Annotated in this window: 14 protein-coding genes; 3 read left to right on the forward strand and 11 right to left on the reverse strand. The window is 70.3% G+C overall.

Going from position 1 to position 13615, the window contains the following annotated elements:
- Nucleotides 1–3: 3 nt before the first annotated feature.
- The 6 genes from BN1197_RS05700 to BN1197_RS05725 form a co-directional block, all read right to left on the reverse strand.
- Complete coding sequence (locus BN1197_RS05700) at nt 4–2298, reverse strand: immune inhibitor A domain-containing protein (protein ID WP_040157058.1); 2295 nt, start codon at nt 2296–2298, stop codon at nt 4–6.
- A 178-nt stretch (nt 2299–2476) separates the two neighbouring features.
- Complete coding sequence (locus BN1197_RS05705) at nt 2477–3784, reverse strand: YihY/virulence factor BrkB family protein (RefSeq protein WP_052466068.1); 1308 nt, start codon at nt 3782–3784, stop codon at nt 2477–2479.
- A 115-nt stretch (nt 3785–3899) separates the two neighbouring features.
- Complete coding sequence (locus BN1197_RS05710; protein WP_040157059.1) at nt 3900–4679, reverse strand: NAD-dependent epimerase/dehydratase family protein; 780 nt, start codon at nt 4677–4679, stop codon at nt 3900–3902.
- Nucleotides 4680–4773: 94 nt separating this feature from the next.
- Nucleotides 4774–5976 carry a M4 family metallopeptidase gene (locus tag BN1197_RS05715; RefSeq protein ID WP_040157060.1) on the reverse strand — a complete coding sequence of 401 codons (1203 nt, stop codon included), beginning with the start codon at nt 5974–5976 and terminating at the stop codon, nt 4774–4776.
- A gap of 87 nt (nt 5977–6063) precedes the next feature.
- Complete coding sequence (locus tag BN1197_RS05720) at nt 6064–6510, reverse strand: PTS sugar transporter subunit IIA (RefSeq protein ID WP_040157061.1); 447 nt, start codon at nt 6508–6510, stop codon at nt 6064–6066.
- The gene (locus BN1197_RS05725) at nt 6507–6782 is read right to left on the reverse strand and encodes a PTS sugar transporter subunit IIB (protein ID WP_261795876.1); all 276 of its coding nucleotides are present in this window, start codon (nt 6780–6782) and stop codon (nt 6507–6509) included. The genes BN1197_RS05720 and BN1197_RS05725 overlap by 4 nt, the downstream gene beginning before the upstream one ends.
- 105 nt (nt 6783–6887) lie before the next feature.
- On the opposite strand from BN1197_RS05725, the gene BN1197_RS05730 reads away from it, so the two are divergent.
- The gene (locus tag BN1197_RS05730) at nt 6888–8159 is read left to right on the forward strand and encodes a PTS transporter subunit EIIC (protein ID WP_040157295.1); all 1272 of its coding nucleotides are present in this window, start codon (nt 6888–6890) and stop codon (nt 8157–8159) included.
- Nucleotides 8160–8202: 43 nt separating this feature from the next.
- Here BN1197_RS05730 and BN1197_RS05735 read toward each other — a convergent pair whose 3' ends face one another.
- The 3 genes from BN1197_RS05735 to BN1197_RS05745 are packed head-to-tail and all read right to left on the reverse strand — an operon-like array spanning nt 8203 to nt 9831.
- A complete protein-coding gene (locus tag BN1197_RS05735; protein WP_040157065.1) occupies nt 8203–9042 on the reverse strand; it encodes an HAD-IIA family hydrolase in 840 nt (279 codons plus the stop codon).
- A 37-nt stretch (nt 9043–9079) separates the two neighbouring features.
- Nucleotides 9080–9394 (reverse strand): winged helix-turn-helix domain-containing protein, encoded by a 315-nt coding sequence (locus BN1197_RS05740; protein ID WP_040157067.1) that lies wholly within the window; start codon nt 9392–9394, stop codon nt 9080–9082.
- The gene (locus BN1197_RS05745) at nt 9391–9831 is read right to left on the reverse strand and encodes a hypothetical protein (protein ID WP_040157069.1); all 441 of its coding nucleotides are present in this window, start codon (nt 9829–9831) and stop codon (nt 9391–9393) included. Before BN1197_RS05745 ends, BN1197_RS05740 begins: the two co-directional genes overlap by 4 nt.
- A gap of 158 nt (nt 9832–9989) precedes the next feature.
- Here BN1197_RS05745 and BN1197_RS05750 point away from each other — a divergent pair, with 158 nt between their 5' ends.
- A complete protein-coding gene (locus tag BN1197_RS05750; protein ID WP_176489715.1) occupies nt 9990–10556 on the forward strand; it encodes a TIGR01440 family protein in 567 nt (188 codons plus the stop codon).
- On the opposite strand, the gene BN1197_RS05755 is transcribed toward BN1197_RS05750, so the two are convergent.
- The gene (locus BN1197_RS05755; protein WP_040157072.1) at nt 10551–11216 is read right to left on the reverse strand and encodes a trimeric intracellular cation channel family protein; all 666 of its coding nucleotides are present in this window, start codon (nt 11214–11216) and stop codon (nt 10551–10553) included. The two genes, BN1197_RS05750 and BN1197_RS05755, sit on opposite strands and share 6 nt — an antisense overlap.
- Nucleotides 11217–11258: 42 nt before the next feature.
- Nucleotides 11259–12206 (reverse strand): NADP-dependent oxidoreductase, encoded by a 948-nt coding sequence (locus tag BN1197_RS05760; RefSeq protein WP_040157074.1) that lies wholly within the window; start codon nt 12204–12206, stop codon nt 11259–11261.
- 423 nt (nt 12207–12629) lie between these two features.
- Between BN1197_RS05760 and BN1197_RS05765 the strand changes: the two genes are divergently transcribed.
- Nucleotides 12630–13529: a PfkB family carbohydrate kinase gene (locus tag BN1197_RS05765; RefSeq protein WP_052466070.1), complete on the forward strand. Its 900-nt coding sequence runs from the start codon at nt 12630–12632 to the stop codon at nt 13527–13529.
- Nucleotides 13530–13615: the final 86 nt, after the last annotated feature.

Here is a 13615-nt window from a genome sequence, read left to right on the forward strand (position 1 = left end):
TCGTCACTTCTTGAAGGTGACGTCGACCATGAGCTCGTCGCCCTGCTTGGACGAGCTGTGCACGGTGATCTGCGTGCCCGAACCCGCGACCTTCGTCGAGGACTGCGGGTTGGCCGCGGACCAGTAGCGGCCGGGATCGGAGTCGTCGAACGTCGGGATGCCCGGACGCGACGGGACGTCCACGGCGGTGCCGTTGCGGTGGAACGTCACCGGGTCGGTCGCCTCGCGACCGAAGGTGGCGTCGAACGGCTGGCGGCGGTTGCCCAGGCGTGCGCCGTCGGGGAAGACGATCGGCTCCGGCCGGGCGTCGACCGGCAGCGACTGACCGGCGCCGGGGTGCACGCTGGTGTTGTTGTCCTTGACCGCGCCGTCCTGGTACCAGACGAGCATGCCGTTCTGGTACGGGAAGTGCTCGACGAAGTCGGGACGCGTGTTGAGCCAGCCGAAGTTGTACGGACCGGTCTTGAGGTAGCGGTCGTAACCGGCGTAGACGCGGTTCTCGACGAGGTAGTAGTGCGGCACCGAGGCGGTCACCGAGCCCGAGATGCGGCTGAACCCCTTGGCGGTCCACCCGTTGTCGCCCGCCTCCACGGAGTCGGTGAACACCGCGTTGCCGTCGACGGTGATCGCGATGTCGTCGATGAACACGCCCGGGCCCGAGAGTCCGCCGTCGGTGCCGTACCGGAATCGCACGTCGACCGAGCGGCCCTTGTAGGCCGACAGGTCCCAGGTGCGCTGAGTCCACGCGCTCTCACCGCTGAGGGCCGGCGGGACCCGGGTCCAGGTGGCGCCGCCGTCGCTCGAGACCTCGACGTAGAGGAGGTCGTAGTCCGGCTCGGTCTTGGTCTCGACCCACGCCGACAGCGTCGCCGAGGTCGTCGCCTTGGTGAGGTCGACCTTGCGGGTCAACCTCGCGTCGAGGTTGTCGCCGGTGCCGCTCCACCACTCGCCCGTGCCCGAATGCGGGGTGTTGTAGGCCGTGGTGACCTTCTTGTCGGGCAGGTTGACGGCGATCGCCTGCGGCGTGTTCTTGCCGTCGCGGTCGGCCGGGCCGAGCTTGAGCCGCGTGTTCTTGCCGTACTGGACGGTGGCGAAGTCCAGCCAGCCGAGCTGCAGCTTCTCCCACGGACCCATGTATCCCGGCTTGCTGCCGATGTCGACCTTGCCGTCGCCGAGCCACGAGCCCGCGCTCATGAGTGTCCAGTGCCCGGTGCCGTTGTCGCCGCCACGGGTGTCGTAGAGGTCGGGCAGGCCGAGGTCGTGACCGAACTCGTGCGTGAACACGCCGAGGCCGCCGTTCTCGGGCTCGGTCGTGTAGTCGCCGACCCACAGGCCGGTGTTGCCGATCTGCACGCCGCCCTCGCGGTTGTTCGTCGGACCGTCCTGACCCGCGCGGTTGCCGTAGGCGTACCAGCGGTGCGACCAGATGGCGTCGTCGCCCTCGGCGCCGCCTCCGGCCTCCTCACCGGCACCGGCGTGAATGGCCTGGAAGTGGTCGATGTAGCCGTCGGGCTCGTTGAAGTCGCCGTCCCCGTCGTAGTCGTAGCGGTCGACCTTGTCGAACTGCGCGAGGTAGCTCTTGATGTCCGCATCACTCTTGCCGGCCGCCTTCTGCGCCTGGTACCACGCCGTGACTGTGTCGCCGATGAAGGACCAGTAGCCCTCCGCCTCGCTCGTGCCGTCGCCCGCCACGGGGTTGTGACCGTAGCGGGCCTCGTTGTAGGGCAACGTGACCCAGTCGGAGATGTCACCGGAGGTGTCGAAGCGGCCGTTGGACTGCTTGGCGTAGAAGTCCCGGAACGACTCCCCGGGGCCGAACATGAGATCCAGGTAATGGGCCCGCGAGAAGTCCTTCCTCCAGATCGTCGTGTTGTCGTCGGTCGGGCTGCCGTCGTACACGCGGTCGGGCTCGGGGATCTGATTGTGCCGCGGTCCCGGCGTTCCGCCCTGCGGCGACTTCGTCTGCGTACCGAACTCGGCGAGGATCGTGAACACGCTCTCGTGACGCTCGACGTCGTAGTTGACGTACTTGCCTTTGCCGAGCTTGACGACCTTCTTGCCGCGGTGGTTGGTCGTCACGACGGCCTCGCCGCTGACGAGTTGCTCGGCGGCCGAGCGGGTGAGGGCGCGCTGGCGCTCGGACTGAGGGCTGGGCTTGTCGTCGGTCCGGGGTGCCCCGGCCGCCGGTCGGCCGGGATCGATCGGTGGTGCGGCCTGCGCGGCCCCGGTGGGGACCATGCCGGCGGTGAGCACGCCGAGGGTGAGAGCGGCGAAGGCCGCAGGGGTGCGTCGCAACATCGTCGTTGCCTCCTGGTGGAGAGAGGTGGGTCCCCGAGTGAGGGGAATCCTGACCTGCTCCCAGGAGAATTCATTCCGGAACACGCCCTATGTGACGACAGTCACATTCGTCGGGATAGGGCGATTCGCGCCTGCTTCGCCTCGGCTGCGGGAGAACGGGACTCGCGGGCCCCGCGCGTCAGCGCGTGACCTTGAAGCGGCCCCGGATGCCGCGACGACGCCAGTACGCCTGCTCGGCCGCGTCGATGCGCGGACGCTGGCCGAGCCGTGCCCGCAACTCCACCGCCTTGCGCTCGTGCTTGCGGGCCTTGCGCATCGTGCTCCGCAGCGACCACGGGCTGACGAGAACGCCGCCGATCGGCTGCCCGTCGGGACGTACGTCGCCGACGCCGGGGCGACGGTCGCCACCCTTCGGCGCCCGGTAGCCGGGACGCAGGGTCTCGTCGACGTCGATCTGGCCGGTGACGTCCTGGTGCTTCCACTCGAGCGTGCGCCGGTCGGAGAGCGTGACGAAGTTCGGGGTCTCCTTGAAGTGGACCTCCTGCGGCGACTCCACCTTGTCGGGTGCGGGCGGGTTGGCCGTGAAGGCGGCGACGAGCATGAGCACCTGCGACAGGATGTTGACGATCAGCAGCAGCGCGCCGAGCGAGGCCGAGGCCGCGAGCAGCGGATTGTCGGCCACCTTGGCGACGAGCAGCGTCGAGACGTTGAGGACGACCTGCACCGCGACGCCACCGATGGCCGCGCCCATCCACAGGTCCTTGGCCAGCGGGCGCACCGCGGCCGTCACCCGGAAGAGGAACGCGAAGGTGCACGCCGCGACCGCGGCGGCGACGAGCAGACCGAGGATTCGCACGAGGAAGCCCACGACGGGGTTGTCACCAAGGCCGATCCACTGCATGACGGTGGCGCCCATCGTGCTCGCCGCCGTGCCGAGCAGGGCCGAGAGCACGATGCCGAGGGCCATGACGATGAACCCGAGCAGGTCACGCAGCTTGGCGATGACGAAGTTGTCGGCCGGCGCCACCATGCCGAACATCGCCTGCACCGTGGAGCGGATGTTCGACATCATCCCGACCGCGCTCCACAACAACACGAGCGCGGCGATGACCGAGGCGGGGTTGATCGCGGAGTCGAGCACGAGCGTGTCGGGGTCGATCATGCCCTGCCCCGAGCCGTCGTCGAGGATCCCCGGCAGGGTCGTGTTCACGGCCTTGATGACCTGGCCGCGCAGCCCCGGGTCGCCACCGAGGGTGGACATGAAGACCGTCCACGCGATGGTGAGGGCCGACACGATCGAGAACAACGCCGTGTAGGCGATGCCGCCGGCGAGCAGGCCGCCGCGGGCCTTGCCGAACCGCTGGAACGCCCGCATGGGGCGCGAGGTCATGATCGTGCCGACGGCCTTCTTGGGCGTGGACTCCTCGCCGTCGTGGTCGGGATCGTCGTGGGCACGGATCTCGTTGTCGCTGCTCGCGGTCGCCATGCCACCAAGTTAGCCAGAGCGGGCGCGTGCGGCACGTCCGGCGCGAGGTGTCGGCCCGTGTCTCGCCCGTCAGGAGGGCATGCGGCCTCTCGCCGGCGCCGGTTCGGTCATCCCGTCAGGAGCCGGCGGGCCAGGTGTCGGGAACGGACTCGCCGCCCTCGACGACGTCCTCCCCTTCCGCAGAACGATCGGTCCACGAGTCCTGCGGCCGGTAGCCGAGCTCCAGCATCGTGTTGGTGATGTCCCAGCGGCGATCGGGGTTGTCGGAGATCGCGTAGTACACGCCGTAGCGCACCTCTGCCTCGATGGCGCTTCGCACGACGCGAACGGTGTCGCCCTGGCTCAGCCACATCGCGTGGAGCAACTCGAGGTCGGCCGCCATCGGATCGTCCGACATCCACCCGATGCGCAGTGAGATGACGTCGAGGCCGTATTCGTCGTGGTAGAAGCGGCCGAGGATCTCGCCGAACGCCTTGGAGACGCCGTAGAACGAGTCGGGCCGCAGGTGATCGGTGGGGTAGACGGGCCACTGCTCGTGCCGGTCGTACATGCCCATCGCGTGGTTGGAGGAGGCGTAGACGACGCGGCGCACGCCGGCCTGCCGAGCCGCTTCGAGCACGTTTCGGTAGCCCACGATGTTCGCCGCGAGCACACTGTCCCAGTCGGCCTCGGGTGAGGCCTGCCCGGCGAGGTGGACCACGGTGTCGACGCCCTCCATGAGGTCGAGCACCTCCCCGGTGTCGGCGAGGTCGGCCTTGCGCAGCACCTGCTCCTGCTCGGGTGTGCGGGGCGTGCGGCCGTGCTGGACGATGTCGTACTCGCTCGACAACGCCTCGCTGAGCACCAGCCCGACTCCGCCCGTCGCGCCCGTGATGAGAACTCGTCGCTTTGCCATGTCCCGGATTCTCGTCGCAGCCGTGGCGACCGGCACCTCGAGGCGCGCGACCGCCGATCGGTGGGAGCGAGCGCGCCCGTCATCCCCCGCTACGTCACGGGGCCGGGCGTTCGGCGGGTTCGACGCCGACCTCCGACCAGGCCGTGCGCAGCGCGTCGGTGACGTCTCCGCCGCCGTAACGGGCATCGGCGGCGGCGAGGGTGACCGCGCAGAACGTGGCGAAGTCGGCGTCCTTGGGCATGCGCTGCTGCGTGATCGTGTCGTACCAGACCTGGCCCGCGCGTTCCCAGGCGTGCCCACCGAGCGCGGTGGCGAAGAGGTAGAACGCGTGGTTGGGGATGCCCGAGTTGATGTGCACGCCGCCGTTGTCGCCGGTGTCGTCATGGGGCAGGTCCTGGTAGTCACGCATGTGCGCCGGCTGGGGATCCTTGCCGAGGCGCGGGTCGTCGTAGGCGGTGCCGGGAGCCTTCATCGACCGCAGCGCGACCCCCTTGACGCCGGCCTCGAAGAGCTGCGCCCCGACGAGCCAGTCGGCCTCCCGCGCGGTCTGCCCCGCGGTGTACTGGGCGGTGAGCACCCCGAACACGTCGGAGACCGACTCGTTGAGCGCGCCGGCCTGCGCGAGGTAGATGAGCCCTGAGGTGTACTGCGTGAGGCCGTGGGCGAGCTCATGGCCGATGACGTCGAGGGAGTCGGTGAAGCTGCGGAAGATCTCGCCGTCACCATCGCCGAAGACCATCTGCTCGCCGTTCCAGAACGCGTTGTCGTAGCCGCGCATGAAGTGGACGGTCGCGACGAGTTGCAGACCTCGGTCGTCGAGGCTGTCGCGCCCGTAGACGTCGTGGAACAGCCGCCACGTGTCGCCCAGACCGTCGTAGGCCTCGTTGACCGACTCGTCGTCCACCGCCGGCGCGCCCTCGGCCCGCGCGAGCCTGCCGGGGAGGGTCTCGCGGTGTCCGGCGTCATGGACCGCCCGGTTGGGGGCGGCCGGGGGTCCGACATCGTCGGCCCCCGTCGCCTCGCGCCGTCGACGCGCATCTCCGGCACGAAGCCCCTGCCCGTGACTGCGCTCGGCGTCGAGGCGGTCGAGGATCTGCGGCGGGACGATGCCGGCACCGGGATCCACGGCCCCACGTTCGTGCGAGGCGCCGGCGCGGTAGGCCCTGACCTCGCGCTGGTTGCGCATCGCCGCCTCGACCCGGCGGGTGAGCCTGGCCCGCTCGGCCACCTCGCCCTCGCACCGCTCGGCGACGTTCTCCAACAGATACGGCGGGATGATGCCCTGGTGCGTCCTCATGGCGCCCACTGTGCACCCGCCCACCGACAACCGGTCGTCCTCGGCGAGGGCGATCTCGCGGACCCTCCGGCGACGCGGGGCGGCGAATCAGAGGCCGAACAGCGGAATCCCGGGCTCGACTTCGGCTCCCACCTGCTCCGAGGCCACCGAGCCGGGAGCGGAGTCCAGTCGCACGACGACGACGGTCGTGTCGATGCCGCGGGCGGCGACGGCCGGGACGTCCCAGCGCGTGATCTCCTCGCCCGCCTGCACGGTCGCGTTCTCCTCGATGAGCACCTCGAAGTGCTCGCCCTCGAGCCTGACCGTGCCGATGCCGAGGTGGACGAGCACGGCCCGCCCCTGCTCGTCGGTGACGATGTACGCGTGCGGCATCGCCTTGACCAGGGTCCCGGTGACCGGCGCCACCGCGACCCCCACCTCGGCGCGCGGGACGATGCCGAGGCATCCGCCGACCATCTCCTGCGCGAAGACCGGATCCCCGATCTCGCCCGCCGCGACGACCCGGCCCCCGACCGGCGCGAGGACGAGCGTCACAGCAGGTCGTCGATGTCGTCGGCCAGGGTGTCGGCCTCGGGCCCGACGACGACCTGGATGACCGAGCCCGCCTCGACGACCCCGTGCGCCCCCGCGGCCTTGAGCGCGGCCGCATCGACCTTGGAGGGGTCACGGACCTCCGTGCGCAGGCGCGTGATGCAGGCCTCGATCTCCTCGATGTTGTCGGCCCCGCCGAGTCCCGCGACGATCTTCTCCGCCTTGCCCATGTCCGGCCCTCCCTGACTCGTCTTCCGGCTTCGGTGCCAGGACACGAGTGTGCCTCATGGCGGACCTGCGCCGTGGGCACGCCCGTGCGCGGGATCATGGCAGACGCCCGCGCCGCACCCGCGGCCTCGAACGCAGGAAAGCAGGTCCTCATGGCCACGACTCCATCCGCCGCGGCGGCCCCCGAACCACGGCGCAAGAAGCTCGACCTCTCCGGCGTCCAGAAGTTCGGGCGCTCACTCATGCTGCCCATCGCGGCGCTGCCCGTCGCGGGACTCATGCTGCGGCTCGGTGCCGACGACATGCTCGGCAAGGACGGCCTGGGCTGGGGACCGGTCGCGGCGGTCGTCGGAGCCGGTGGCGCCGCGATCTTCGACCACCTGCCGCTGCTGTTCGCGCTCGGCATCGCCATCGGCATGGCGCGCAAGTCCGACGGGTCGACCGCGCTCGCGGCCGTCGTCGGCTACCTCACGTACGAGGCCGTGCTCAAGGCGATGAGCCCGGTCGTGCTCGCCGGCAAGACCGACGTCAAGGGCGAGCCGCTCATGATCAACTTCGGTGTCCTCGGCGGTGTGCTCGTCGGCCTCATCGCGGCGTGGCTCTGGCAGCGCTACCACCGCACCAAGCTGCCCGACTACCTCGCGTTCTTCGGTGGACGCCGGTTCGTGCCGATCATCACCGCGTTCGCCTGCCTTGCGCTCGCCGTGGTCATGTCGTTCCTCTACCCCGCCTTCAACGCGGGCCTGACCGCACTGGGGGAGTGGGTCGCGGCCAACGCCGTCGTCGGCGGCTTCGTGTACGGCACCGCCAACCGCTTGCTCATCCCGCTCGGCCTGCACCACATCCTCAACTCCGTGCCGTGGTTCGTCCTCGGCGACTACACGACGGCCTCGGGTGGTGTGGTCCACGGCGACATCGCCCGGTTCCTCAGTGGCGACCCGAGCGCCGGTGCCTTCATGACGGGCTTCTTCCCGATCATGATGTTCGCCCTGCCCGCCGCCGCCCTCGCGATTGCGCACGAGGCCCGCCCGAACGCGAAGAAGGCCACGACCGGTCTCATGGTCTCGGTCGCGCTCACGGCGTTCCTCACCGGAATCACCGAGCCGCTGGAGTTCTCGTTCATGTACGTCGCGTTCCCGCTGTACGTGATCCACGCCGTGCTCACGGGTACGTCGTTGGCGCTGGTGAACGCGCTGGGCATCCGCGACGGCTTCAGCTTCTCCGCCGGTCTGTTCGACTACATGCTCAACTTCCGCATCGCCGAGCAACCGGTGTGGCTGCTCGCCATCGGCCTCGGATACGCGGTGATCTACTACGTGCTGTTCCGGTTCGTCATCCGCAAGTGGAACCTGCGTACCCCGGGTCGTGAGGACGACGACACGGCGGTCGCGGAGTCCGGCGTGACGGCCGACGAGAAGGCCTGACCGCGCACGCACTGGAGGCGCAACCGCAGCGACCCGGTCTCGACTACTCGCTCGAGGCCGGGTCGTCGTCGCGCGGAGCGCGTTCGCCGACGAGGTCGACGACGTCGGCGATCGAGTCGGCGACGCGGGTGGCGCGGAAGGGGAAGGTGTCGACGAGGTCGGGCCGGGTGGAGCCGGAGAGCACGAGGATCGTGCGCATGCCGACCTCGAGGCCGCTGATGATGTCGGTGTCCATGCGGTCGCCGATCATCACGGTGTGCTCGGAGTGCGCCTCGATGCGGTTGAGTGCCGTCCGCATCATCAGCGGGTTGGGCTTGCCCACGTAGTACGGGGTGCGGCCGGTGGCGGCGGTGATGAGCGCGGCCACGGATCCGGTCGCCGGAAGGCTGCCGGCCGGCGAGGGGCCGGTGACGTCGGGGTTGGTCGCGATGAACCTCGCCCCCCGCTCGATGAGACGGATCGCCGTGGTGATCGCCTCGAACGAATACGTGCGGGTCTCACCGAGAACGACGTAATCGGGGTCCCGCGCGCTCATCGTGTACCCCTCCTCGTACAGCGCCGTCGTGAGCCCGGCCTCGCCGATGACGTAGGCCGAGCCGTCGGGCCGCTGGTCGGCGAGGAACCGCGCCGTGGCGAGGGCAGAGGTCCAGATCGCGTCCTCCGGCACGTCGATCCCGCTGCCGAGCAGGCGCGCTCGCAGGTCGCGCGGGGTGTAGATCGAGTTGTTCGTCAACACCTGGAACCGCAGACCGTGACTCTTGAGCGCCTCGATGAAATCCGCCGCACCGGGGATCGCCTGTTCCTCGTGGACGAGGACACCGTCCATGTCGGTGAGCCACGAGTCGACGTGCGCGGCGTGCGGAGGGGGAGGTGAGATGGCCATGGCGCGATTGTGCCCCGCCGTGGCCGCTCCTGCCGGGTCAGGCGCCTCCGGCGATCTCGCGCAACGCCGCGAGATGGGCGTCGAACGCTCGCCGACCCGCGGGAGTGAGCTTGAGCCACGTGCGCGGCCGTTTACCGACGTAGCCCTTCTTGATCGCCACGTACCCCGCCTGTTCGAGGGCCTGCGACTGCTTGGAGAGCACCGAGTCGCTCACCTCGATCGCGTCGCGCACGGCCGCGAACTCCGCGTTGTCGACCTTGGCGAGGGCCGCGACGATGCTGAACCGCACGGGAGCGTGGATGACGTCGTCGAGGCGGTGGCGCGCGTGTTCGCGCTGGTCGGGCAGGCTCATCGGTGGTGTCCCAGGCGCGCGATCGACCGGGCGGCGAGCACCGCGGGTGCCACGGTGAGCAGGGCGAGCAGCGCCGTGAGCGACCAGCTCGGGTTCTGCCCGGCGATGAGGGCGATGCCGAGTCCGTACATCGCCGACGTGCCCGCGATGCCCATGCCGTACCGGGAGCCGTAGCCCCGTGGTGCCGCGGTCACCGTGCGCTGCCAGCGCAGGAGCAGCAGGATCGCGACGACGTAGAGCCCCATCGCCACGGCAAGACCCCACGGGTGGTCGCCGAGGGCGCGCACGAAGAGCAACACGGCTGCCATGGCAGCCCCGATGCCGACGAGCACGCGCTGTAGAACGCGCAGGTCACGGCCGGTGACGACCGAGATGCCGGAGGCCTCGTCGAGGGAGCGTCGCGCCTCGTCGGCGGTGGGACGGGTGTGGTCGGTCATGGCCGTTCCTTTCGTCGGAGGGCCGGCGGGGAGTACCTGCCGGACCGGAACATGGAAGAACAGTAGCAACCAGTTTCCGAAGTGGAAAGCACTTGCCGTGATCGTTCTCGTCCCGGCGACCGCACGCGGCCGCGACCGATTCGTCCGACACTGGAGGCATGAGCGATACGCAGGTGGAGACGTCCCTCGACGAGATCACCCTTCATGCGGCGACCGCGATGCGTGAGCTGCTCGACGTGGCCGGAGTACGGCCGGGGCGCCTCGTCGTTCTCGGCGCGAGCAGCAGCGAGATCCGCGGCGGGCGCATCGGCAAGTACGGCAGCCAGGAGGTCGGCGAGGCGGTGATCGCCGGGATCCGCCCGGTCGTCGCCGAGCACGACGTGCGTCTCGCGGTCCAGGGCTGCGAACACATCAACCGCGCACTGGTCGTCGACCGGGAGTACGCCGAAGCCGAGCGGCTCGAGATCGTCTCGGTCGTGCCCGCGCTCGAGGCCGGGGGTGCGGTGAGTCGTGCCGCGTTCGTCAGCGCCGAGGACCCGGTCATCGTGGAGCGGGTCGTGGCCGACGCGGGACTCGATATCGGTGACACCGAGGTCGCGATGCACGTGCGCTGGGTGCAGATCCCCCTGCGCCTGCAGGCCAACCAGGTGGGGGCGGCCCGGGTCACGGCGGTACGCAGCCGCCCCAGGCTCATCGGCGGGGAACGAGCGCACTACCGGCTATGACGGTGGGGGCCGTCTCGGCGTGGACGGTCCCGCGAGGGGGAGTTGCCAACCCTGCCGCAGAGCCAACCCGCGAAAGCCCACGACGAGCACGATGACGAGGATCTCGACCGGGCCGACACGGTGGTACGGGTTGAATCCCAGGTGATCCGTCAGCGCGACGAGCGAGGCCCCCACCGCTGCCGGCACCGCGTACAGACCGCCGTCCGGCCTGATGACCTGCGGCACCTCGCGAGCGACGATGTCGCGCAACAGTCCGCCGCCGACCGCGGTCGTCACCCCCATGAGCGTCGCGCCGATCGCGTTGAGCCCGTGCTCGAGCGCGATGAGCGTGCCGCTGACGCAGAAGAGCGCGAGACCACCGGCGTCGAACATCAGCAGCGTGCGCCGGAACCGCCCCGGCGTCAGCCAGCCGAGACGCACGACGGCAGCCGCAAGAAGCGGCGGGACGAGATAGATCGGTGCGCCGAACGCCGTCGGCGCATGGATGCCGATGATGACGTCGCGCATGATCCCGCCGCCGAGGCCCGTGAGACCGCCGAGCAGCAGGGATCCGACGACATCGAACCGGCGTGACGTCGCGAGCAGGCAGCCCGACAGCGCGAAGCAGAACACCCCGAGCAGGTCGACGGTGAGCAGCAGGCTCGGGTCGAGTTCCGTCATCGACGCACTCCGGCGGTGGCCGCCGCGGTGTCGGTCAGCGGGTCAGTCACCGGGCACGTCGAGCACGATCTTGCCGGGGGTGTGCCCCTCCTCGAGGATCTCGTGCGCGCGGGCGACCTCTCGCAGGGGCAGGACCTCGGCGATCGTGAGCTCCAGCGTGCCGTCGGCGACCCGGGCGGCGAGCGCATCGAGGCGCTCGCGGTCGGGCGCGATCGAGGGGATCGAGACGTCGATGCCGCGCTCCTTGGCCGGGCCCACGTCGGCGAGCGACGGCAGCAGGACGAGGCGGCCGCCCTCGGCGAGGTGATCCATCGACGGCTCGTAGGTGCCGAAGTAGACCGTGTCGATGATGACCGTCGGGCGCGGAGTGGCCTGCGTGAAGTCCTGCTCGTTGTAGTCGACCGGGATGGCGCCGACCGATTCGAGACGCTGCGCGTTGCGCGCCGACGCGGTGGCGTAGACCTGGGCACCGGCTGCACGGGCGAGTTGGACGGCCATGAAACCGACCCCGCCGCCCCCGCCGTGGACCAGCACGACATCGTCGGGCGTCACCTTCGCCAGATCCTCGACCGCGACCCACGCCGTGAGCCCGACGAGGGAGAGCCCGCCGAGCACGTGATCGTCGACGCCCTCCGGGGAGTGCGCGAGCGCCGCCTCGGGCAGCGCCGTGAGCTCCGCGTAGCAGTGACCCTTGTGGTCGAGCGGCGCCATGCCGAACACCCGATCCCCGACCTCGAAACCCTCGACCCCGGCACCGACCTCCTCGATCGTGCCCGCGCACTCGCGGCCGAGCACGAGCGGAAAGTCCTCGTCGCGTAGTTGCGCGGCCATGCCCGACGAGCCGTCCCGGATCTTGTAGTCGAGCGGGTTGACCCCGGCGGCGGTCACCCGCACGACCACTTCACCCTCGCCCGCGTAGGGAGCAGGGAAGTCGTCGACGATCTCGAACTCGTCAGGGCTGCCAAAGCGATTGATGACGGCTGCGCGCATGGGTCGATTCTTGCGTGTCCCCGCCTGCATCCCAAGACGCGACGCCGAATGCGTTCGAGGCGTCGCCCAACTCACGGCGGTGGAGTGCCAGGACCGCCGTCGTCCACGACGCTCGGACAGGCGGTTTCGGGCGGGCTCGGCGCTCGGACAGGCGGTTCGGTCGGCACGCGGAGCTCGCACAGGCGGTTCGGTCCGGACGCGGCGCTCGGACAGGCGGTTCGGTCCGGACGCGGCGCTCGGACAGGCGGTTTGGTCGGACGGAAGCGCCTGTTTGAGTGGGAGGGGCGGGGTCGGTGTGCTCGGATACGGCGCTCGGACAGGCGGTTTGGTCGGGTGGAAGTGCCTGTTTGAGCGGAGGGGGCCTGCGTGTGGGCCTGTGCGGTGGTGGAAGTGCCTGTTCGAGCGGGGTTCTAGGGTGGGCTCATGCCTCGAGGTCTGTTCGCCGGGTTGGCGACGCTCGACGTCGTCAGTCACGTGGAGCGGGCGCCCGCGGCCGACGAGAAGGTCACCGCCACGTGGCAGTTGCTCGCCGGAGGCGGGCCCGCGCTCAACGCCGCGGTGGTCTTCGCGGCGCTCGGCGGCGAGGCGACGCTGCTCACCCGGCTCGGTGCCGGCGCCGTCGCCGACCTCGTCCGTGCCGATCTCGCGCGCTGCGGGGTCGAGATCCTCGACGTCGCGGGCGCCGACGCCGCACCGCCCGTCTCGAGCATCACCGTGGAGGCCGACGGCAGCCGACGGGTCGTCGGACTCGACGCCGTGGCCGGCGAGGACGACGAGCCGAACCCCGACCTCCCCGATGACACCGACGTGGTGCTCATCGACGGCCACCATCCCGACCTCGCCGCCCACGCTCTCGACCACGGACGACGACTCCGCGTGCCGCGCATCCTCGACGCCGGACGCTGGAAGCCACCGATGGCCGAACTGCTTCCGCGGTGCACCGACGTCGTGGCGTCGGCCGGATTCCGACTCGACGGCGACGAGGATGACGTCGGCGACCGGCTCGAGCGGCTGCTCGGCATCCTCGAGCCCGGTCCGCGGTCACTCGCTGCGGTGACCGCGGGCGCGGGTGTGATCCGATGGCGACGCCGCCGAGACGGCGTGGACGAATCCGGTGAGATCACCCCTCCGCGGGTCGCGGCGATCGACACATTGGGAGCCGGCGACGCGCTGCACGGAGCGTACGCCTGGGCGTCGGTCGCCGGAGTCGCGCGCCCGCTCGCGACGGCGGCGCGCGTCGCCTCTCGCTCGTGCGAGACGCGTGGCACCCGTGCGTGGCTCGACCACGCGAGCGAGTACGCGCACGCCCGGGCGCAGCCCTGAGAACGACGACGCCGCCCACGACGATCGTGGGTGTGCCTCGTGCCCCTGCTCGCGCACCTCCGACGCCTGAGAACGACGGCGGAGCC

This window comes from Mobilicoccus massiliensis (genome assembly GCF_000826525.2).
Taxonomy (GTDB): domain Bacteria; phylum Actinomycetota; class Actinomycetes; order Actinomycetales; family Dermatophilaceae; genus Mobilicoccus; species Mobilicoccus massiliensis.